21 protein-coding genes are annotated in these 21,035 nt (G+C 42.7%); 13 read left to right on the top strand and 8 right to left on the bottom strand.

Features of this window, described 5'->3' with window-relative positions; translation table 11 throughout:
• Window positions 1–47: 47 nt before the first annotated feature.
• Window positions 48–248: a hypothetical protein gene (locus V7L01_RS12910; RefSeq protein WP_322719215.1), complete on the top strand. Its 201-nt coding sequence runs from the start codon at window positions 48–50 to the stop codon at window positions 246–248.
• 302 nt (window positions 249–550) lie between these two features.
• On the opposite strand, the gene V7L01_RS12905 is transcribed toward V7L01_RS12910, so the two are convergent.
• Complete coding sequence (locus V7L01_RS12905) at window positions 551–1,375, bottom strand: pentapeptide repeat-containing protein (RefSeq protein ID WP_335035276.1); 825 nt, start codon at window positions 1,373–1,375, stop codon at window positions 551–553.
• A gap of 115 nt (window positions 1,376–1,490) precedes the next feature.
• Between V7L01_RS12905 and V7L01_RS12900 the strand changes: the two genes are divergently transcribed.
• The 11 genes from V7L01_RS12900 (at window position 1,491) to V7L01_RS12850 (ending at window position 11,837) form a co-directional block, all read left to right on the top strand.
• Window positions 1,491–2,066: a phycobiliprotein lyase gene (locus V7L01_RS12900; RefSeq protein WP_335035274.1), complete on the top strand. Its 576-nt coding sequence runs from the start codon at window positions 1,491–1,493 to the stop codon at window positions 2,064–2,066.
• Between the two features lie 349 nt (window positions 2,067–2,415).
• Window positions 2,416–3,150: a 15,16-dihydrobiliverdin:ferredoxin oxidoreductase gene (locus V7L01_RS12895; RefSeq protein ID WP_335035272.1), complete on the top strand. Its 735-nt coding sequence runs from the start codon at window positions 2,416–2,418 to the stop codon at window positions 3,148–3,150.
• 62 nt (window positions 3,151–3,212) lie between these two features.
• The gene (locus V7L01_RS12890) at window positions 3,213–3,959 is read left to right on the top strand and encodes a phycoerythrobilin:ferredoxin oxidoreductase (protein WP_335035270.1); all 747 of its coding nucleotides are present in this window, start codon (window positions 3,213–3,215) and stop codon (window positions 3,957–3,959) included.
• A gap of 66 nt (window positions 3,960–4,025) precedes the next feature.
• Window positions 4,026–4,241, top strand: coding sequence for a hypothetical protein (locus tag V7L01_RS12885; protein ID WP_335035391.1), 216 nt, complete (start codon window positions 4,026–4,028; stop codon window positions 4,239–4,241).
• 69 nt (window positions 4,242–4,310) lie between these two features.
• The gene (locus V7L01_RS12880) at window positions 4,311–4,457 is read left to right on the top strand and encodes a hypothetical protein (RefSeq protein WP_335035269.1); all 147 of its coding nucleotides are present in this window, start codon (window positions 4,311–4,313) and stop codon (window positions 4,455–4,457) included.
• A gap of 479 nt (window positions 4,458–4,936) precedes the next feature.
• Window positions 4,937–5,083, top strand: a complete 147-nt coding sequence (locus tag V7L01_RS12875; RefSeq protein ID WP_335035267.1) for a hypothetical protein — start codon at window positions 4,937–4,939, stop codon at window positions 5,081–5,083.
• A gap of 335 nt (window positions 5,084–5,418) precedes the next feature.
• Complete coding sequence (locus V7L01_RS12870) at window positions 5,419–6,648, top strand: sedoheptulose 7-phosphate cyclase (RefSeq protein ID WP_335035265.1); 1,230 nt, start codon at window positions 5,419–5,421, stop codon at window positions 6,646–6,648.
• Between the two features lie 4 nt (window positions 6,649–6,652).
• On the top strand, window positions 6,653–7,486 hold the full coding sequence (locus V7L01_RS12865) for an O-methyltransferase (protein ID WP_335035263.1): 834 nt from the start codon (window positions 6,653–6,655) through the stop codon (window positions 7,484–7,486).
• Between the two features lie 328 nt (window positions 7,487–7,814).
• On the top strand, window positions 7,815–8,843 hold the full coding sequence (locus V7L01_RS12860; RefSeq protein WP_335035261.1) for a D-alanine--D-alanine ligase family protein: 1,029 nt from the start codon (window positions 7,815–7,817) through the stop codon (window positions 8,841–8,843).
• Window positions 8,844–8,980: 137 nt separating this feature from the next.
• Window positions 8,981–10,360 carry an ATP-grasp enzyme gene (locus V7L01_RS12855; protein ID WP_335035260.1) on the top strand — a complete coding sequence of 460 codons (1,380 nt, stop codon included), beginning with the start codon at window positions 8,981–8,983 and terminating at the stop codon, window positions 10,358–10,360.
• Window positions 10,361–10,508: 148 nt separating this feature from the next.
• Window positions 10,509–11,837 carry an ATP-grasp domain-containing protein gene (locus V7L01_RS12850; protein WP_335035259.1) on the top strand — a complete coding sequence of 443 codons (1,329 nt, stop codon included), beginning with the start codon at window positions 10,509–10,511 and terminating at the stop codon, window positions 11,835–11,837.
• 238 nt (window positions 11,838–12,075) lie between these two features.
• Here V7L01_RS12850 and V7L01_RS12845 read toward each other — a convergent pair whose 3' ends face one another.
• Window positions 12,076–12,969 (bottom strand): ATP adenylyltransferase family protein, encoded by an 894-nt coding sequence (locus V7L01_RS12845; RefSeq protein ID WP_335035257.1) that lies wholly within the window; start codon window positions 12,967–12,969, stop codon window positions 12,076–12,078.
• Window positions 12,970–13,171: 202 nt separating this feature from the next.
• Between V7L01_RS12845 and V7L01_RS12840 the strand changes: the two genes are divergently transcribed.
• Window positions 13,172–14,434, top strand: a complete 1,263-nt coding sequence (locus tag V7L01_RS12840) for an HhoA/HhoB/HtrA family serine endopeptidase (protein ID WP_335035255.1) — start codon at window positions 13,172–13,174, stop codon at window positions 14,432–14,434.
• A gap of 280 nt (window positions 14,435–14,714) precedes the next feature.
• Here V7L01_RS12840 and aroF read toward each other — a convergent pair whose 3' ends face one another.
• The 6 genes from aroF to glyQ form a co-directional block, all read right to left on the bottom strand.
• A complete protein-coding gene (gene aroF, locus V7L01_RS12835) occupies window positions 14,715–15,773 on the bottom strand; it encodes a 3-deoxy-7-phosphoheptulonate synthase (protein WP_335035253.1) in 1,059 nt (352 codons plus the stop codon).
• 282 nt (window positions 15,774–16,055) lie between these two features.
• Window positions 16,056–16,526 (bottom strand): PAM68 family protein, encoded by a 471-nt coding sequence (locus V7L01_RS12830; protein ID WP_335035252.1) that lies wholly within the window; start codon window positions 16,524–16,526, stop codon window positions 16,056–16,058.
• A gap of 12 nt (window positions 16,527–16,538) precedes the next feature.
• On the bottom strand, window positions 16,539–16,808 hold the full coding sequence (gene rpsO / locus V7L01_RS12825; RefSeq protein ID WP_094348354.1) for a 30S ribosomal protein S15: 270 nt from the start codon (window positions 16,806–16,808) through the stop codon (window positions 16,539–16,541).
• Between the two features lie 357 nt (window positions 16,809–17,165).
• Window positions 17,166–19,520: a ComEC/Rec2 family competence protein gene (locus tag V7L01_RS12820; protein ID WP_335035250.1), complete on the bottom strand. Its 2,355-nt coding sequence runs from the start codon at window positions 19,518–19,520 to the stop codon at window positions 17,166–17,168.
• A 45-nt stretch (window positions 19,521–19,565) separates the two neighbouring features.
• A complete protein-coding gene (locus V7L01_RS12815) occupies window positions 19,566–19,832 on the bottom strand; it encodes a hypothetical protein (RefSeq protein WP_335035248.1) in 267 nt (88 codons plus the stop codon).
• A 165-nt stretch (window positions 19,833–19,997) separates the two neighbouring features.
• Window positions 19,998–20,933 (bottom strand): glycine--tRNA ligase subunit alpha, encoded by a 936-nt coding sequence (gene glyQ, locus V7L01_RS12810; RefSeq protein WP_335035246.1) that lies wholly within the window; start codon window positions 20,931–20,933, stop codon window positions 19,998–20,000.
• Window positions 20,934–21,035: the final 102 nt, after the last annotated feature.

Genomic DNA, 21,035 nt, shown 5'->3' with positions numbered 1-21,035 from the left:
CAAAATCCGGAAGAAAAGATTAACTTTTTCGAGATGAGGAGGCATTTGTGACTGATATACCAACTGGTCAAATGACTTGGCGACTACCAGGTTCCTCAGAATCTGCCTTACATTTGCGGCATAATGCTTCGGAACCTTGGCGATCGTATAAAGAATTTCCACAATATGTTGTACCCGATCCGCCGGGTTTTTCCGAAGGATACGCTACATTTTTAGCACTCCTGAAAAAGAACTGGCAGCCGTTGTAAACTCACTACAGAACAACTACTCATATCATGTCCGCATAATTAGTTGTGATTCCCACAGTCATTGCACCCCACACGCCAGATGCTCCACTTGGGGAGACCCCAAGACCGCACTGGCTCCCCTTAATCCCCTCCCCGCAGGCGGGGTGGGGTTCTTCAGATTTAATAAGTAATCAAGCGGACATGATATCAAACAATTTTGGATTTTGGGTCGCACCTATGGTGCGCTTCGAGCACAACTTGGAATTTGGATTTATTTCATCCATAAGAAGCGCAGCTGCACCTAAAATCTAAAATTGGCACACTCAAGCACTCAAACTCTCACGAGTTGTTGCACGAGTGTAAGCGTTCCAAACATCGAGTTCTGAATGTGGACGGCTAGAAAGCATGGCTTTAGTTGCTTCTGTAAGTCCTTGGGCAAGAGTAAAATCTGCTCCAGCGATACTTTGAAGGTGCTCCATCTCTGCATCGCTGAGGTCAGCTGCTCGCAAATCTGTATCCCGCAAATCGGCTCCAGTTAATCGGGCATTCCGCAAGCAAGCCCCTGTTAAATAAGCTTTCGTCAAGTCAGCGCCACTTAAAGCCGCACCTTGCAAATTGGCTCCTGTCAAGTCAGCGCCGCTGAGGTAGGCTCCACGCAGATTAGCACCTTGTAAATCTGCGTTTCGTAAAGAAGCTGTATTGAGAAAAGCACCATTGAGATTAGCACCCGGCCCTACCGCTCCACAAGCTTTGTAGTTATAGTCTTGCGGCCATTTCGTTTGTGTATCATAACGCGCGACTTGGAGTTTGGCTCCCTCTAAATTTGCGCCACTGAGATTTGCTTGTTGGAGGTCAGCACGGTTTAAATAAGCTCCCTGTAAATTAGCCCCACTCAAATCGGCTCCACGCAGATTAGCGCCTCGCAAATCTGCCCCGCTCAAATCAGCATTACTTAAGACCACCTGACTGAGATCGGCTCCTAGTAGCTTGGCTTTGCTCAAGTTAGCTTGTTGTAAATCGACTTCCTTCAGATTGAATTGGTACAAATCGACCCAATCCACAGCGATTGCTTTTTTGAGAGCTGTTAAGATTTCTGGAGTTGGACTGGGGCGTTTGCTTGTAATAAGTTGAATTTCACTATTTGTCATCAGCTGATTAAAATATAACTTTTGGAGTTATTCTACACTTTAGCTAAATCGGGACTTCATCTCATAACTCAGTATTCAATAACGCCAAAATTTGATAAAAGAGGTTTCAAAACAGATGCATTTAATACCCCCCTTGACAATGATCGACTTCTTCCGTAAAAGTGAGGGGACATGGTTTACGGAGCGCTCCGTTCATCATTTTGACTCGGCGGCGGATGAGTCGGGAGAGTCGAATTTGATCGTTAAAGTCATGGAAAAGGACGATCCGAAAGTCCAAGAAGTCTGTAAAGCCCAAGGGATAGACCCTACGAAAGCAACAGGCGGTGCTAGCTTTGCATGGCAGGCTAACCTAGACACCAGGTTACCGAATAGCGATAATGCTGCGATTTTGGTTGATGTTCCCAACGAAACGAGGCGTTCTGGAAAACTAATCCGCAACCAGGGCTATGTTGAAAGCATTCCGGTTGTGAGCCGATATCGGTTTGCCGATGATGGACTACTGACGATTGATACTGACTATGACAATAATCAAGGTCAGGAACGTTGTTGGTTTGTTACGGATGATTTTCGTGTCAGGGTCAGTACTGTACGAATGATGAATGGTGTCAACTTGATGACTTATTGTTCTGAGCGTCGTTGTGTTTCCCAAGAACTGCTGGAGCAAATGATCGGTCGCAACCATGCTCGGTAGGGATTGGGCATTGGGAAGAAGCAGGGGAGCAGGGAGCATAAAAATTACCTCTTTGCCCTCTGCTCGCTGCATCCTAACTCTGTGCCTGACTTTTCACAGCATCTGGAAAACCTCTCTCTAAATCTCTCTCCTAAAAGGAGAGAGACTTTGAATTTCCCCCTTCCCGATGCGGGAAGGGGGTTAGGGGGTTAGGTTTTCGTGGACTTTTCCACATAACGTGAAAAGTCAAAACTCTGTGCCTGTTTCCAGTGCCCAATCCCCATTAAGGAATGTTGCTTTGTTTCTCATAAATGAGACGTGCACGATCGCCATCACTTATTTTCATGCAAGGGTTAACAAATCATGCTCCATGTATAAGCCTTTCCTGGAATTTTTAGAAAAAGAGCTATTTCAGCAGTTTGATTTACAAAGTAGGGTCATTCCCCCTGGTTTGGAATTCAAACTTAGCGATCGCGGCAGAAACCCAGCAACTATTCGCAGTTGGTGTTACCAATCTCAAGAGTTGCGGAAAATTCGTTATACCTACATTGATGCCGGCGAGAGTGCCCAAATTTTTAACAGCGTGATTTATCCCAGTCATCACTACGATCTACCTCTGTTAGGAATTGACTTTTTATCCTTTGGGAAAGTTAAAAATCTGATTGTACTTGACTTTCAACCTTTATTTCAGGATGAAGATTATCAAAAAAAATATATAGTTCCGCTAAAATCTCTCCATGATAAATACCCCGATTTGGCGCAAAACTTAGAAATGAAGTTTTACGATGCCAATCAGTATTTTTCTAAATACCTATTGTTTGCCAAAACAGATCCTGAAACAGTGGCAACGCGAGTCTTTGAAGCTTTTCAAGATTATTTAAACTTGTATTGGCAAATGTTAGCAGATGCCAAACCGCTCCAAGACCCTGAAGATATCCAGCGGATTGTCAAAGCCCAAAAAGACTATGACCAATATAGTGCAGACCGCGATCCAGCATCTGGTTTGTTTAGCAGTTATTTTGGTCATGAATGGGCAGAGCGCTTTCTCCATGAATTCTTATTTGAAGATGCTGTTCCCCTAGCAGTTGGTGTCGGCAAAAGATGATCGATTGGGCTTTGGGGATTATTAATTTTAAATTTTGAATTTTGAATTTGGAGCGAAGCGACGTGACACTCTATCAACCATTTCTCGATTATGCGATCGCCTACATGCGATCGCGCTTGGATTTACAACCCTATCCTATCCCCACTGGGTTTGAGTCTAAGAGTGCTGTTGTGGGCAAGGGAAAGAATCAGGAAGAGGTTGTCACCACTAGTTATGCCTTTCAAACCGCAAAATTGCGACAAATTCGTGCAGCTCACGTGCAGGGTGGCAATTCGCTGCAAGTGCTGAATTTTGTGATTTTCCCCCACCTCAACTACGATTTACCCTTTTTTGGGGCCGATCTGGTGACATTACCAGGAGGACATCTAATTGCTTTGGATATGCAGCCCCTATTTCGGGACGATCCAGCATATCAGGCAAAATATACTGAACCAATTTTGCCCATTTTCCATGCCCATCAACAACATCTGTCTTGGGGAGGAGATTTTCCAGAAGAAGCACGACCCTTTTTCTCTCCCGCTTTTCTATGGACTCGTCCCCAAGAAACGGCTGTAGTAGAAACTCAGGTATTTGCCGCTTTTAAAGACTATTTGAAAGCTTATCTAGATTTCGTGGAACAGGCAGAAGCTGTAATAGATTCCCAAAATTTAGCAGCTATTGAGCAAGCCCAATTGCGATACCTGCGATATCGGGCTGAAAAAGACCCAGCGCGAGGGATGTTCAAACGCTTCTATGGTGCCGAATGGACTGAGGAATATATCCACGGATTTTTATTTGACCTAGAGAGAAAATTAACAGCCATTAACTAGACAAGCTCGGTAAAGATATTAAGCAGGGGAGACAGGGGAGGCAGAGGAAAAAAGTTTATCTGAGTAGTGCTTAAGCAACAGCGATCGCTACATAGTTTACCTGGTTTTGAAATTTCCCTGCTCGTAACTATGCTCAAATCCCAGCACGGCACTTTGCATTTATATAAGGATATGGTCGCTTGTAGCGCTAAACCCCAACATTTGTTAGTCGGGCCTTGGGCACATTTGCCTTGGGGTCACAAAGTTGGTGAAATTGACTTTGGTAAGCTGTTCCACATTTAAATTGCATAACTAGGGCGGGCAAGATGCCCACCCCACAAGAGTTTGATTTAATCTGATTATGCAATTTAGATGTTTTTTAACTTATCAAAGCGGCGAGTCCGGTACGACCTAGTTCCGGCTGTGGGTGTATTTGAGCGATCGCATATTGATTACGGTTCCGATGTCTTAACTTACACTAGTGAACCATTGAAAGAATCTTACTCTGTTAAACTTTGACGCTTTCGCAAGAGAGGGTTTTCATCGACGGCAAAGCATTTTAGTTGCTATGTAAAGTATCTATCTTTAGACATATTTTATTGATCCTATCTGCTTGCTTAGTACACTTCGCATGGTGGATTGACTTAAATATATTTACTGATGTTATGATTTGTATAGTTCTGATGTTATGATTTGTATTGTGCTTTTAAGTTACTAGCCAGTGAATTATTTGCTAGTTTAAGCTAAAATAACCCAATTTAGAGCTTTAAAGCCAATTCAAGCAAACTTAGTAAGTTATTTAACAAACAACCGTTCCTTAATAAAGTTAAAGTTTTGTTACTAGTAATTCAGATATATCTAAATTCTGAGTTTTCAAGAGTTACTGAAGTAGGTATCTTGAATACTGGGCATTAACTTGACTCAATGGAAGAGGGATTCTACTGTCATTCTGAAGCAAATAGAATTTAGCGAGTTTAGCGATATAAGGTTTGATACTAATGCAAAAGAACAGCGAACTAACGATTAATCAGGGTTCTAATCTCAAATTGAAGCTTGGAGATCAACGATATGAGCAGTTGTCTAGGGTAGAACTTTTGCGCGATCGTACAGTTGGAAAGCCATTAGAGTTAAACATAGGGGAATAAATCTTAATTAAGATAGATTTCCCAAATTTAAAGTCAGCAATCTCGGAAGAAATAGGCAATTATTATGCCAATATATTGCTAGTGAGACTAGTTGACTAGTTTGAGGTTAAGCCGAATTAAAGGTTAACCCACTTACAGAATTTACTCAGATGAATGGTGTTGTTTAAAAACATTGCCAGTCAGCAATAAGTGTCAGCTTTTTATTGAAAGCAAATTTTGTCATGCCTTTAATCTCAAACGATAAAGAGCATAATTTGTTGCTGGCGTGCATAAGGGTAAATCGGAATCATCCCCGCAATCTGCCAATTTTTTAGTTGTAATAAAGGTCAACAGACATGAATAAAGTTCAAGCATCCTTTGAAGCCACGGAAGCTGCATTTCACGTGCAAGGTTACGAAAAAATCGATTTCAGTCTTGTCTATGTGAATGGTGCATTTGATATTGAAAACACAGAAATAGCAGATAGCTATGCGAAATTTGGTCGCTGTCTGACTGTAATTGATGCAAATGTCTATGAACTTTATGGCAAGCAGATCAAGTCATATTTTAGACACTATGACATCGATCTCACAGTATTTCCCATCATCATTACAGAGCCAGATAAAACTCTTGCAAGCTTTGAGAAAATTATTGACGCTTTTTCGGACTTTGGCTTAGTTCGTAAGGAACCAGTCTTAGTCGTCGGTGGTGGTTTAATTACTGATGTGGCTGGGTTTGCTTGCGCTGCTTACCGTCGCAAGAGTAATTTCATCCGCATTCCTACCACATTGATTGGTTTAATCGATGCAGGTGTAGCGATTAAAGTAGCAGTTAATCATCGCAAGTTGAAAAATCGCTTGGGAGCATATCATGCACCTTTAAAAGTGATCCTCGATTTCTCATTTTTGAAAACCTTGCCAACGGCTCAAGTTCGTAATGGGATGGCAGAGTTAGTGAAAATCGCTGTAGTTTCTAACTCTGAAGTATTTGAACTGCTATACGAATATGGCGAAGAACTGCTTTCCACTCACTTTGGACACGTGAATGGGACACCGGAACTTAAAGAGATTGCCCATAAACTCAACTACGAGGCAATCAAAACCATGTTGGAGTTAGAGACTCCTAACTTGCATGAAATAGACCTCGATCGCGTCATTGCCTACGGTCATACTTGGAGTCCTACTCTAGAATTAGCACCTCAGATACCCCTATATCATGGTCATGCCGTCAATATAGATATGGCTTTGTCTGCAACCATTGCAGCACAACGAGGCTATATTCCAACAGGAGAGCGCGATCGCATCCTAGACTTGATGAGTCGTATCGGTTTATCACTCGATCATCCTCTACTAGATGGAGATTTGCTCTGGGATGCTACCCAATCTATAAGCTTGACACGAGATGGCAAACAACGCGCAGCCATGCCTCGTCCAATTGGTGAGTGCTTCTTTGCCAACGATCTAACTCGTGAAGAACTTGATGCTGCCCTAGCTGAACACAAACGTCTTTGTGCTAAATACCCTCGTGGCGGAAAAGGTGTTGACGCATACATTGAAAATCAAGAAGCCAAGCTAGTAGGGGTGTGAAAATATGACGAGTGTTTTAGGACGAGAAACAGCTAGACCGATAACGCCACACAGCATCTTAGTAGCCCAGCTACAGCAAACCCTCAAATTGGCAGAAGAGAACAACATTCCCGTAGAGATATTAGATTCTTTACGGCAGGGTGTTCAATTAGCAGCGGGTTTAGATCCCTACTTGGATGATTACACCACGCCCGAATCGAGCGCATTGACTGCATTAGCGCAAAAAACTAGCAAAGAAGATTGGAGCAAACGCTTCAGCGATGGTGAAACAGTGCGTCAACTAGAGCAGGAGATGCTCTCAGGACATCTGGAAGGACAGACATTGAAAATGTTTGTTCATATCACCAAAGCAAAGCGCATTCTAGAAGTAGGAATGTTCACAGGGTATTCAGCTTTAGCAATGGCAGAAGCATTACCAAGTGATGGGCAACTTATCGGTTGCGAAGTAGATCCCTACGTTGCTGAATTTGCTCAAGCTTGCTTTAGTGAGTCTCTCCACGGTGACAAAATCGTTGTGGAAGTAGCACCTGCCTTAGAGACACTCCATAAGCTGGCTGCCAGAAATGAAGTATTCGATCTGATCTTCATTGATGCTGATAAAAAAGAGTATGTAGATTACTTCCAGATTATTTTGGATAGTAACTTACTGACTCTCGACGGTTTAATCTGTGTGGATAACACTTTGTTGCAGGGGCAAGTTTACCTACCATCAGAACAGCGTACTGCCAACGGTGAAGCGATCGCTCAGTTCAACCGTGTTGTCGCTGCCGATCCTCGTGTAGAGCAAGTTCTCTTACCCATCCGAGATGGTATAACTCTGATTAGACGCGTTGTGTAATCGACAGATGAGCAGAGAAGTCTGAGTCAAGGCTAGACTTCAAAGAGATGAAGAAGATAAGAAGGAATAATTTCCGCTTACTTCCTCATCTCTTCTCAAGCAATTTTTGCAATCGTAGTTGTTAGGGAACTCCAAGAAATAAATTATTCAACATTGTGGGGTGGGCAATTGTGGGGTGGGCAATTGTGGGGTGGGCAATTGTGGGGTGGGCATCTTGCCCGCCCAGTCCATATGGCGGGCGAGACGCCCACCCCACAAGAGTAATTGAATATTTTTTTATTTGGAAGTCCCTTATATAAAAATACAACGGTATTTAGGAAGATGAATCATGCCAGTACTTCGCATCCTTCATTTAGTTGGATCTGCATACAATCATTTTTATTGTGAGTTGTCACGCAATTACGCCCAAAGCTGTCTGGTAGCTACGGCAAATCCATCGCTCTATGACTTTCTGATTGCATACATCACACTTGATGGCCAATGGCGATTTCCTTCCTCTCTTAGTCCAGAAGATATTGCTGTCGCTAAACCGATGCCTCTATCAGATGCCATACAGTTTATAACAGCGCAAAACATTGACCTGATGTTGCCACAAATGTTTTGTCTGCCTGGAATGACTGACTACCGGGCACTATTCGACTTGCTAAAGATCCCTTATATAGGCAATACTCCAGATGTGATGGCAATCACGGCCCACAAAGCCAGAACTAAAGCAATTGTCGCAGCAGCAGGGGTGAAAGTGCCTTCTGGAGAATTGCTCCGCCAAGGAGACGTTCCGACAATTACACCTCCAGTAGTCATCAAACCCGCAAATGCCGACAACTCTTTAGGAGTGTCCTTAGTCAAAGAAAAGAGTGAGTATGACGCTGCCTTGAAGAAAGCATTTGAATTTGCTTCGGAGGTAATTGTAGAAACATTCATTGAAGCCGGTCGAGAAGTCAGATGTGGCGCCATTGTCAAAGATGGGGAGCTAATTGGTTTACCCCTTGAAGAGTATCAAATAGACCCCCAAATAAGACCCATCCGCAGCTATACTGACAAATTCAAAATACCAATCGAGGGCGACTTGGCTTCAACTGCTAAAAATTATGTTCCAGGTTGGATTGTAGATATTAATGACCCGATCGTCCAAAAGGTTCAGCAAGAAGTTAAGAAGTGTCATTTGGCTTTGGGCTGTCGCCATTATAGTTTATTTGACTTCCGGATCGACCCACAGGGACAACCTTGGTTCTTAGAAGCTGGGTTGTTTTGTATTTTTGACCACAACGCGGTGATTGCCTGTACAGCAAACGCAGCGGGAATTCCTTTAAATGAGTTATTTATGACGGCAGTCAATGAAGCGTTGAGCGCGATCTAATGTCTGGCAAATCACCTTTTTAGCTTTTTTCTGACTTGGAATAGCACAAGGTCTTCACTAGCGACAAGTAATAGAACTCGAATGTAGATTATTTGAGTCAACCAAGCATAAGCATATATCATGTCACAATTACAACTATGAGGGAGAAGATTTTTGCAATATTCCAAAACTTGGGTACTCTTGCATTACTGGCGATCGCATTTCCCTTAAACTGCACTGTCGTACTCACATTGCTGCTGTGGAATTTTTTCAGCCGAAGCTATGCCAAGCAAGTGGTTTTGAACGAGAATCCTAAAAATATCTTGATCGGTGGCGGTAAAATGACCAAAACCCTTCAGCTTGCGCGATCGTTTCATGCTGCTGGGCATCGAGTCATTTTATTCGATCTCAATAAATACTGGTTTAGTGGTTATCGATTTTCTAACTCTGTGGCTAGCTTTTACACAGTTCCTGACTCACACGAAGACAAAGACGGCTATACTCAAGCCGTGCGGGCGATCGCTAAAAAGGAAAACATAGACTTTTTTGTACCAGTAGGCATTTTTGCTGCCAGCTACTTTGACTCGGAACGCAAGCCAGTGTTAGCAGGCTATTGTGAGAATTTCCACTTCGATGCTGATACAATGACTATGCTCGATAACAAGTTTAGCTTTGCAGAAATTGCCCGCTCACTGTCGCTATCTGTCGCGAAAACCTTCTTAATTACAGATCCCGAACAAGTTCTTAAATTCGACTTTACCAACGAAAAGCGCAAGTACATTCTCAAAAGTATTGTCTATGACTCTGTTTTACGCTTGGATCTAACTAAGCTACCAATGGATTCTCCCGAAAAAATGGCGCTTCATGTCAAAAGCAAGCCAATTAGTAAAGATAAGCCTTGGGTATTGCAAGAGTTTATTCCTGGAACAGAATACTGTACTCACAGCACAGTGAGAAATGGCGAATTAACGGTACACTGCTGCTGCAAATCATCTGCTTTTCAAGTCAATTACGAAAACGTCGATTGCCCAGAAATTAAACAGTGGGTAAGTCATTTTGTCAAAGAACTACAACTGACTGGACAAATTTCTTTTGACTTCATTCAGGCGGAAGATGGAACGGTTTATGCGATCGAGTGCAACGCCCGTACTCACTCTGCAATTACAATGTATTATAACCATCCAGGTTTAGCGGCTGCCTATCTGAGTAAAGAGCCTCCATCGGAACCTCTGCAACCTCTGAGTAATAGTAAGCCTATTTATTGGCTTTATCACGAACTTTGGCGACTTAATGAAATTAGATCGTTAAAGCAGTTGCAAAAGTGGTTTAAAAATATTTGGCAAGGAAAGGATGCAATCTTTGAAGTAAACGACCCACTACCGTTCTTAATGGTACATCACTGGTACATTCCTTTACTATTACTCGATAGTTTGCGCTCCTTAAGAACTTGGGTGAGGATTGATTTTTGCATCGGGAAACTCATACAGTTTGGAGAAGACGTAAAATATAAAAACTCTATCTCTGCAACCCCTGAGTGATAATAAGCCTATTTATTGGCTTGCTCACGAACTTTGGAGACTTAATGAATTAAATCGTTAAAAAAAGGAAGCAAGAGCAGGATCGCATTTCCTTAACTTCTTCCTATGCACCAGGCACTGATTCCACTATCTTGTCAAAATTCTAACTATGAAAAAGTATATTTTTGTAGTGTTCCAAAACTTGGGCACTCTTGTATTACTGGCGCTGGCATTTCCCTTAAACTGCATCGTTGTCTTAACATCGCTACTATGGAACTTTCTTAAGCAACCATTCGGTAAGTCAATTGTTGTCAACCCCAATTCCAAAAATATCTTGATTGCTGGCGCGAGAATGACTAAAACCCTTCAGCTAGCGCGTTCATTTCATGCTGCTGGGCATCGGGTTATTATAATTGACATTGAGAAATTCTGGTCAAGTGGTAATAAATATTCCAACTCTGTTGCAGGCTTTTATACCGTTCCCGATCCAAGCAAAGACTTAGAAGGCTATGTTGAAAGCCTCCACGCGATCGCCAAAACAGAAAAGATCGACTTTTTTATCCCGGTAGCGATTTTTTCCGTCATTCACTACGATCGAGGCCAGCCACCATTACCAGACTTTTGTGAATTTTTCCACTTCGATGCTGATGTTACAAAGCTCCTGGATGATAAGTTTGCCTTTTCTGAAACAGCGCGATCGTTCGGTTTATCTGTCCCCAAATCCTTCAAAATTACCGATCCCGCACAAGTCATCAACTTTGACTTTTCTCAGGAGAAGCGCAAATACATTCTTAAAAGCATCCCCTACGATCAAATACGTCGCTTGAATCTCACTAAGCTACCTTGCGATACCCCATCAGAAACAGCAGCATTTGTCAATAGTCTGCCCATTAGTGAGAAAAACCCCTGGATTATGCAGGAATTTATCCCTGGAAAGGAATACTGCACTCACACTACCGCGCGAGATGGAGAGTCAAGAATGTACTGCTGCTGTGAGTCATCCGCCTTTCAAGTCAACTACGAAAACGTCGATCGTCCAGAAATTATGCAATGGGCGAGTCATTTTACCAAAGAACTGGGAAAAACCGGGCAACTTTCCTTTGACTTCATCGAGGCAGAAGACGGAACTGTTTACGCGATTGAGTGTAACCCCCGGACTCACTCCGCCATTACTATGTTTTACAATCATCCAGGAGTAGCGGATGCCTATCTTGGTAAAGAACCCCTGGCTGAATCTTTACAACCTCTTGCTGATAGTAAGCCAACCTATTGGCTGTACCACGAAGTTTGGCGGCTAAATGAGATTAGATCGTTTAAGCAACTGCAAACCTGGCTAAGAAACATCATACGGGGGAAAGAAGCAATGTTTGAGGTGAGCGATCCTTTACCATTCCTGATGGTACATCACTGGCAGATTCCCTTACTCATTCTCGACAACTTACGAAGACTCAAAGGTTGGATAAGAATAGATTTTAATATGGGCGAGCTTATAGAGTGATACCAATCTGCATTCTACAGCGTAATATTTGACATTCAAATTGCATATTGGATATGTAATAACAGATTTCTGAAAATTTCACCTTAACTAAGTAGGACGGTGTAAATATAGCAGTTATTTCCCCAGAATCAGGCAATTATTGCCGACAATAGGATTTTTAAAACATCGTTTTAGGGCTGTAGATATCACTTGTTTAAGTAGGTACGAACTTTTAAAGAGAGACATCGCACTAATTTAATTAGGATACAGCAACATTTTTGAGGATGGTCATCGGCCCTTGAGCTTTGAGAATCTCCATTTCTGCTGCATTCCGAACTAGCAAAGCACCAGCGAATCCTAATGAATTCACAGAGATAGACTGAAAATGCTCCTGCGATCGCGGTACGATTAACATCCATTCTCGTGTCGCTAGCAAATTGTAAGCACCAGATTGCCTTGCATCTAAACCCACAGCATGTAGCAAGGTGCGATAAATTTCCAGTGTTGCTTGGGCCCCTGCTAATGGCGACTGCACCCAATGAGGATCTAGGGGTGCGAAAGCGTGTATAAAAGGAAGTCTTGGTATTACGTCCGAGTCCTGAAATTCTACTGACGCGAGCAGAGGTTCAATAGGTATCTGCGGCCCTGAAGGTGCAAGTGGTATGGGAACTAATTGTAAGTGCTTGTGTCGTTGACTAGCACCTGCGGTTTTGCCACTGTTGTAAAATGCTAAACCATCAAAATCAGCCAGACATGCCCACATAGCCGTAAAATCTTCCAAGGTGAGTAAGCTTTCCTGTTCCTCAAAGGCACGAGTGATGATTAGCAGATGATAATCAACAACATTGAATTTATTCAATATACATACATGGGTATCAGAGATATCCGCCACAAATAAATCCTTTTCATAAGGCAAGAAAGGATTAAACTCTTGATCAGACGTGGCAGATTGTTTTTCCTGTTTTTCCTTGGCTGCTTTTTTGCGATTCAGATTAGACAAAATCCGCACTAAAAAGCGCACGTTATCCTGTTCGACAAATTCAAATTCCGTCGGTATCGACAGCAATGCCCCACATTGTAAAGCATGTTCAGTCTGTTCTTTGACACTTGTCCATAAAGTGTCAGGCTTAAGTAAGATTTTACCCTGTGCCATTTTATTCCTTCAGACATGGATGGAACACGCAATCGGGGCGCACATCTCTACGCCCCTACGAATGACTATATTCCAATACAGTTGAGTTAAGATGCGATAAGTAAAGTACCAAACCTTTCACAACAACGCAATACCTCTGCAACAAAACTGTCACAAATAATATCTACATTAGTAATACATCTAAATATGCTTCCAGACAGCAATGCAAAACCAATCTCGCGATGGAGAACACCCATCAAATAGCATTTTATCCAACACTACTGACACCAAATACCATAATCGAGCACCCTGGAAAAAGGCTGCCGCCTCTCTATCGCTCGTGCTACTGGGATCGGGTATGACATTGGCAGGCGGCTATATGGCTGGACATTCTCAGCAGGTATCTGAGAGTGCATCTAATTTGGCAGTGAGTCGAGTAAATGCTGCTCCTCCATTACCAGCAGCCACAGATCCTAACTTTGTTATCCAAGTGGTGCAAAAAGTAGGGCCAGCTGTGGTAAGAATTGACTCTTCGCGAACCGTAAAAAACCAGATACCAGATGAATTTAACGATCCACTTTTTCGCCGCTTCTTTGGCTCTCAAATACCAGAACAACAGAATCGGGTAGAACGGGGTACTGGTTCAGGTTTTATTATTAGTGCTGATGGTCGTATTCTCACCAACGCCCACGTAGTCGATGGTGCTGATACGGTAACAGTAACACTCAAGGATGGACGTAGTTTTAAAGGAAAGGTTTTAGGAAAAGATGAGTTGACCGATGTTGCTGTCGTCAAGATTCAGGCAGACAATCTCCCGTTAGTAGCCTTGGGTAACTCAGATCAATTGCAAGCGGGAGAATGGGCGATCGCGATCGGCAACCCCCTTGGACTAGATAATACAGTAACTACCGGAATCATCAGTGCTACCGGACGCAGTAGCAATCAAATTGGTGCTCCCGATAAGCGAGTAGAGTATATTCAAACTGATGCAGCTATTAATCCTGGTAACTCCGGCGGGCCCCTACTAAATTCCCGTGGCGAGGTGATTGCTATGAATACAGCGATTATCCAAGGGGCACAAGGATTAGGTTTTGCTATTCCTATCAACACAGCACAACGCATTTCCAGTCAACTAATAGCTACAGGCAAAGTAGAACATCCTTATCTGGGAATTCAAATGGTGGGGTTAACGCCTCAGCTAAAACAAAATATCAACTCAGATCCCAATAGCGGTTTGAGTGTGAATGAAGATAAAGGTGTATTAGTGGTGAAAGTTGTACCAAATTCACCAGCTGCTAAAGCAGGTATACGTGCTGGTGATGTGATCCAAAAGCTTGGTGGGCAAGCAGTTACAGATGCTAGCAGTGTCCAAAAAGCAGTGGAAAATAGCCAAGTCGGAGGCGATTTACGTATGGAATTACGTCGCAATGGGCAGAGTCTTAACATAGCTGTGCAACCTGGTGCTTTCCCCACGCAGGTACAGTAAAAGTTTTGCTATCAATTGAGTAAAAGTGAATTTTCTGGGATGGGTATTTTGCCCGTCCCTTTTTTTTCAGGTGGTAAAGTTGAGTTGCAATAACTGTAAGCTAGGTACTACAACAAACATCAAAATCGAAGATCCCGATCTGACCAAGGATGCGGTAGCGTATCGCCTCACAGACGAGTGCAGTAACTTACAGATCGATTTTGTAGCGGCACTTTTGACGCTCACTTTCTCGATACATATCATCTGTTGAGATACCCGATCGTGAAGCTGCAACTAAATTTTAAGCCAGAGCCACAGCTGGTTGCTGCCAGCGTCCCACCGCATTACCAATTACTGCTAATTCTTGCATCAAGTTATCGAAACGGTCTGGTGTAACAGATTGGGGCCCATCGGATAAAGCTTTGGCAGGGTTGGGGTGAACCTCTATCATGAGGGAATCTGTGCCAGCTGCGATCGCAGCCATTGCCATTGAAGGCACAAACTCAGACCAACCTACGCCGTGGCTGGGGTCAATCATAATTGGCAGGTGGGTCAGCTTTCGTAACACTGGCACTACTGATAAATCCAGCGTATTTCGCGTATACTGACGGTCAAAGGTGCGTATTCCCCTTTCACATAAGATTACATTAGGATTGCCTGATGCCAAAATATACTCGGCTGCCATCAACCAATCTTCAATAGTAGCCGCCATTCCCCGCTTCAAGAGAACTGGTTTCGGTTGCGCTCCTACTTTTTTGAGCAAGGAGAAATTCTGCATATTTCTTGCCCCCACTTGGATTACATCAGCAATTTCGGCAATTTTATCTAGGTCGGCTGCATCCATTACTTCTGTAATAATACCTAGTCCACTTACTTCCCGTGCCTTCGCCAACAAATCCAAAGCACTCTCGCCGTGTCCTTGGAAGGCATAAGGTGAAGTCCGGGGTTTGTATGCCCCACCACGCAAAAATTTGGCTCCCGCCGTCTTGACGCGCCGCGCTGTCTCCACAATCATTTCTTCATTTTCTACAGAGCAGGGGCCAGCAACGACTACCAAAGGGTGGTGTTCGCCAAATACCACTGCTCCATTAGGAGTATTAACTACCACTTCCGAAGCTTCGCCGTGGCGGTACTGGCGGCTAGCTCGTTTGTAAGGCTGCTCTACCCGCAACACCTGCTCAATCCAGGGGCTAAGTTCTTGAATTTGTAGTGGATCTAAGCTGGCGGTTTCACCTACTACACCAATAACTACTTTGTGTTGACCAACAATTTTTTCTGGAGTTAGCCCCAAGCTAGTTAGTTCCTCATCAATGCGGCTTATTTCCGCCTCTGGGGAACCACTTTTCATTACTATAATCATGTGAAAGTTCCTGATTAATTAAGTAAAATTTTCTGTAAATGAGCTAACTTTATTGTTGCCTATTGGTCTAATTACGAATAGTTAAAAATAAAATTTATTTACAAAATAAATAGACAAAATATAGCGCTCAGTCAGTAGTTTTACTACTAAATAACTACTTATTGGGTATAAAAAGGTTTGTATAATTTTAATTAGTAATGTTGAAGTTATAAAATTTCAACTTCAACATTCACTTCTTTATTTACCCAATACCGCAGTTAGCTAATACCTGAGCGCCGTTAATTATGAGTTTTTTTGCCGAGTTTCGCGCCAAACTGCCACCATTCGCCCCCAATTGGTGCTGAACTCACCCAAACCCAGCAAGCTTCCGACTCTTTCTTCATCCCAAGAGGCAGAGAGAACGCCGTAAGTTATCCCTAAGACCCCCAAACCAAATAATCCCATGTTCACCAATAACACGGCGATGGGAGGTAGTTGGATGTTGGAGTAGATAGCAAGCAGATAGCTAACAACCAGGGTGCTAATGCCCAAAGCTGTCGGTACACCACAGAATCCAGCTACCCGACGGATCATCCGCTGGCTGACTACTTGGGGAATAGCCATCTCTTCTTTGGTGTAAGGTCTTTTTCTATCAGCCTGTTTGCCAGATTCTTGTGGCTGTGCTGCTGGTTTACTTTGAGTTTTTGCGGGTTTTTGACGCTTTTTATTTGGTTCAAAGGGCAAGCGACTGCGTTCAGATTCTTCAGCAGACATAAGCGGTAGTCCCTATCCACGAATACCGAGGCGAGCAATCAAAGCTAAATACTTTTCCCGGCTTTCCTGCGATATATAAGCTAGAAGACGCTTGCGCTGACCAATTAGCTTCAACAGTCCCCGACGGGAAGAATGGTCTTTTTTATTTGCCTGGAGATGTTCGCTGAGGCGGTTAATGCGCTCAGTTAGCATGGCAACTTGGACATCGGCCGAACCAGTGTCGGTCTCGTGAACTTGGTAATTGGAAATTATTTCTTGTTTCCGCAGTTGCGTCAGAGCCATGATCGATTCAGTTTCTAGTTTTTCTAAATGTATGTAGCAGTCTCCCATAATATCACAGCCCTCAAGCTGGATGTGGAATCATCTTTGCTGCTATGCCTTGCACTGTCGGATACTAAGTAATTTAGCAGCCAGACTCCAGTATCCTCTGGTAGTAAACGTGGTAAGTATAATCTATGACTAATTGTATTTGCAGATGCGATCGCTTCACAATACAATACCCTGAGTGGAAAAGAGCGATCGCACTATTTGCAATTAGCCTGTCTTCTGTCATATTAGAAAAGAAAAACAATTAATATCTTTATTTATCCTTGCTTAAAAAAAATATCGTGCTTTTAAATTTAGTTTGTTGTGATTTTTTTATAAGACAGAAGACTTATTTTCTGTAGCTTCAATAAACGTCTCAAACTGACCGTTAGGAGTCCATTGAATAGCCCCATCTCGTCCTGTAAAAAATAGTTTGGTTTGGCTTTGGTTCAGTTCCGATAAAGCTTTTAAATCAGAGTTGGCAGAAGAAGCGATCGCTACTTTTGGTTGCAGAGCAATAACTAAATCTTTTAATGACTGAGGAGCACACCACAGCACTTGGGGACGAGGTAAACTCCCACTCTTAACTAGTTGTTGTACCTCTTTAGACTTGATATTTCCTACTAATAACCAATTTTGATCTAAAATTTGCAATTGTAAGATGGGTAATTGATCGTTGATTAATTGTGCCACTATTGAACCCGTTTTCACAGCTTGACCAACTGCTAGTGGTTGGTAAGATCCTTGATACTTTTGTAGTTCTTGTTGAATTGCCTGAATTGCAATGGAATTTTCTGGATTTGGGGAATATTCATAAAAGTTTTTGATTGGTAAACGTTGCAGTAATTCCAACCAAGCATTACTTTCATTACCTTGGAAATCAGTTGCGATCGCCCAATTGATTTGATTTACACCCTGCTGTTGCAAAAACGGTAAAATTGTGAATCTTCCTGTACCTTCATCACCACTATTAATTACAGTTACTGTACCTCTATCTTGAACAACTACAATTGGTTCTGTACCAGATTCCAATACCGTTATCCTAAACAATGTATTTGTAGAATGCCAAAGGGGTATAAATACTAAACCAATCGCAATTATATTAGCAAACCACCACCGCCGCTGCCACCAAGGTACTAGCCAAACTAATAGAATCAGTGCATAAATCGTCAAAAGCTGCCAACTAGATATGCTGCCTACGGCAACAGAGTTTCCTGGCAGCTTGCTAAAAAATTCCACTAGTTTAATAAGCCAATCAGTAGGGTAATGTAACACCGCAGCTAAAAAGCTTCCTGCCTGAGTCCAAATTAAACCCACTAAGGCACTGATGATTCCACCTATACTAATAATCGAAATTAATGGAGTACTAAGAACATTCAGCAACAAACTATAAGATGGTACAACCCCAAAGACAAAAAGTTGCAGAGGTAAAGTCCAAATAGTGGCAGCTAGAGGAACGGCAATCAAAGCTGCGATCGCAGGTGGTAACCATGCTAGGCGATTGACTAATGCAGGTACTGTTACAATTAATCCCAATGTTGCTAAAAAACTCAATTGAAAACCTAAATCCCAAATCCATAGAGGATTAAATACCAATAACAGAGTTGCTGCTAATAGTAATGAGCCGAACTGTTTTACTTTTCTTTTTAATAACAAACCAACTAATGCCGCAAAACCCATAATTACGGCTCTGAGAACCGCAGGTTGAAAACCTGTTAAACTCAGAAAAATCATTAAAGCCAAAAAGCCAAGGGTAAATTGCGTTCCTTTTTTTGCCCGCCTCGTTAACTGTAAGATTACACTCAAAATCAAAGAAGTTTGGAACCCGGAAGCTGCTAAAGCATGAGCTAATCCTGCTTGTACAAATAAGTCGCGGATATCGTAGGGTAAATCAACAGCTTTGCTTCCCAACACCATTGCACTGACTAGAGGCCCTTCAGGGATACCCAACCAACGAACTTGCGATCGCACAATCCGCTCCCGAATTTGCCACCATCCCCATTTACGTTCCCGATCTAAAACATTTATTTGTCTCCCAATCAAACCAGCAAACGTTCCTTCTTGCTTGAGAAACTTCTGAAAATCGAAACCACCAGGATTTGAAGCCGCCTTTGGTTTGTACAAAATCCCAGTCACAGCAATTTGTTGACTAGGGTATAACCCAGTAGCCTGAAGTATAGGCACTGTCACATACAATTTACCTGTAACCCCTTTTGGCACACCTGCTGAACCTTTATCATTTTTGACTTCATCTAGCTGAGTCGCTTCCAGCCAAAATTGTCCTCGCTGGCTGCGGGTTAAGCGGGGATTACTAACCACTTCGCCACGAACAATCACAAGTTGTTCTTGATTACTGGTATTTCCAGGCGGAACGAACTGACTAATATCTTTTGCACCTGGTTGCGGCACTCGCCATTGAAAATATAGAGTAGCCAATAAACCCACTAAGCCAGCAGCTATCCATATTCGAGGATGAGGAGTAGTTTGCCAAGTATTAGGCACAGCCTTATTTTTGCTTCCAGCATTTTCTGTTTTCTGAGCAAGTTGCCGTGAAGTAGTGCGTCTTCTAAAAAGAATTGCCCCGACTATCCCCACAACCAAAATCCACACACCACCCCAAGGAACTGCTGTAAACAACAACCCGAAAATGTAGCCAAGACAAATAATTACACCACTGGTTTGAATCATAAGATTTTTTGTAAAAGCACCTGACAACCCGAATTTGTAGCTGACTTAAAAATAGCTAGTACACTGGGCGGAACTCTGCCTACCTTTAACAAAGGGATTTTGCCCCTTGTCTGAGATGGTAAGTGGATTTACGCGGTGCTTTGCTAGGGCAGCAATAGAGAAAAATCGGCGTTGCTGAATTTGGCTATAAAATTCAAAAATAAAATATTCCAAACTCTTATTATCTGCGCCTAGAGCGCTTCTACATGAGTTTTTCATCACTTTAATCAGCAACACCAAAAATTTTGATGCTTGTGGTGAAGTATAGTCCATCAAGTTTATATAAACAAAGCCCGCCTATGCGGGCTTTATCCTTGTAGCCTTAATATTCTAGACTCAAGATTTAACCGTATTTTTGACCTTTAGCAATAGCCACATCATAAAGATATACCTAATTAAAGATATATCTAGCTTAGAGAATGCAAACCCAAAGGTTTACTAATCTGCTGTAGCAGGTTTTGTCTGTGTAGCCGCGACTTCTAGCCGCTCAGGCATGACTGGTTTTAAATTTTTGAGCAAAGGAAAACCCAACTTCTCCCTTTGCTCAACATATAAATGAGCTACCTTTCTAGCTAAATGCCGAATCCTGGCAATATAGCGAGTTCTCTCCGTCACCGAAATCACACCTCTAGCATCTAACAGATTGAACGTGTGCGAACACTTCATTACATAATCTAAGCTAGGCAAGACCAATCCTCGCTCCGTCAACTGGGTAGCTTCCTGCTCATACAAATTAAATAGTGTCAGTAGCAACTCAGGATTCGACGCTTCAAAGTTGTATACACACTGCTCAATCTCTCCCTGAAGGTAAACATCACCATAAGTAATGTTGTCCGTCCAATGAATCTTAGTAATTGCCTCTACCTGCTGGAGATACATTGTCAGCCGCTCTAACCCGTATGTAATCTCAATCGACACCGGACGGCAATCAATACCCCCACACTGTTGGAAGTATGTAAATTGAGTAATTTCCATTCCATCTAACCATACTTCCCACCCAGTGCCCCAAGCTCCCACCGTTGCATCTTCCCAGTTATCCTCTACAAACCGAATATCGTGGTCTTCAGGACGAATACCTAAAGCCCTTAACGAATCAAGATAAATCTCCTGAATATTATCTGGCGACGGCTTGATCAAAACTTGGTACTGATAATAGTGTTGGAAGCGATTGGGGTTTTCGCCATAGCGTCCATCTGTAGGGCGACGACAAGGTTCAACGTAAGCAACAGCCCACGGTTCCGGCCCCAATGCTCTTAAAAATGTTTGCGGATTCTTAGTACCAGCGCCCTTCTCAATATCGTAGGGTTGGGCGATGAGACAACCGCGCTCGCCCCAGAACTGATGCAATAAAGCTATAACCGACTGAAAATTCACGCTTGCTCCTTCCTAACTGGGCACAGTGCATAAACCATTGTTGCCTACAACCTGGCACTGTGGGGAGTTTCAGAGGAATCAGAAGCAGTCCCAAAATATTTT

The sequence above is a fragment of the Nostoc sp. genome (assembly GCF_036917095.1).
Taxonomy (GTDB): domain Bacteria; phylum Cyanobacteriota; class Cyanobacteriia; order Cyanobacteriales; family Nostocaceae; genus Nostoc.
Note: the sequence above shows the minus strand (reverse complement) of the source record. Positions and strands in the feature narration are given on the sequence as shown.

Coding starts and splice junctions, on each gene's coding strand:
- V7L01_RS12840 (WP_335035255.1), top strand. CDS start 13,172: ATGCAAAACCAATCTCGCGATGGAGAACACCCATCAAATAGCATTTTA.
- V7L01_RS12855 (WP_335035260.1), top strand. CDS start 8,981: ATGAGGGAGAAGATTTTTGCAATATTCCAAAACTTGGGTACTCTTGCA.
- V7L01_RS12870 (WP_335035265.1), top strand. CDS start 5,419: ATGAATAAAGTTCAAGCATCCTTTGAAGCCACGGAAGCTGCATTTCAC.
- V7L01_RS12880 (WP_335035269.1), top strand. CDS start 4,311: ATGTTTTTTAACTTATCAAAGCGGCGAGTCCGGTACGACCTAGTTCCG.
- aroF (WP_335035253.1), bottom strand. CDS start 15,773: ATGATTATAGTAATGAAAAGTGGTTCCCCAGAGGCGGAAATAAGCCGC.
- V7L01_RS12830 (WP_335035252.1), bottom strand. CDS start 16,526: ATGTCTGCTGAAGAATCTGAACGCAGTCGCTTGCCCTTTGAACCAAAT.
- V7L01_RS12860 (WP_335035261.1), top strand. CDS start 7,815: ATGCCAGTACTTCGCATCCTTCATTTAGTTGGATCTGCATACAATCAT.
- V7L01_RS12895 (WP_335035272.1), top strand. CDS start 2,416: ATGTATAAGCCTTTCCTGGAATTTTTAGAAAAAGAGCTATTTCAGCAG.
- V7L01_RS12820 (WP_335035250.1), bottom strand. CDS start 19,520: ATGATTCAAACCAGTGGTGTAATTATTTGTCTTGGCTACATTTTCGGG.
- V7L01_RS12875 (WP_335035267.1), top strand. CDS start 4,937: ATGCAAAAGAACAGCGAACTAACGATTAATCAGGGTTCTAATCTCAAA.
- V7L01_RS12865 (WP_335035263.1), top strand. CDS start 6,653: ATGACGAGTGTTTTAGGACGAGAAACAGCTAGACCGATAACGCCACAC.
- V7L01_RS12905 (WP_335035276.1), bottom strand. CDS start 1,375: ATGACAAATAGTGAAATTCAACTTATTACAAGCAAACGCCCCAGTCCA.
- V7L01_RS12850 (WP_335035259.1), top strand. CDS start 10,509: ATGAAAAAGTATATTTTTGTAGTGTTCCAAAACTTGGGCACTCTTGTA.
- V7L01_RS12845 (WP_335035257.1), bottom strand. CDS start 12,969: ATGGCACAGGGTAAAATCTTACTTAAGCCTGACACTTTATGGACAAGT.
- rpsO (WP_094348354.1), bottom strand. CDS start 16,808: ATGGCTCTGACGCAACTGCGGAAACAAGAAATAATTTCCAATTACCAA.
- V7L01_RS12815 (WP_335035248.1), bottom strand. CDS start 19,832: ATGGACTATACTTCACCACAAGCATCAAAATTTTTGGTGTTGCTGATT.
- V7L01_RS12900 (WP_335035274.1), top strand. CDS start 1,491: ATGCATTTAATACCCCCCTTGACAATGATCGACTTCTTCCGTAAAAGT.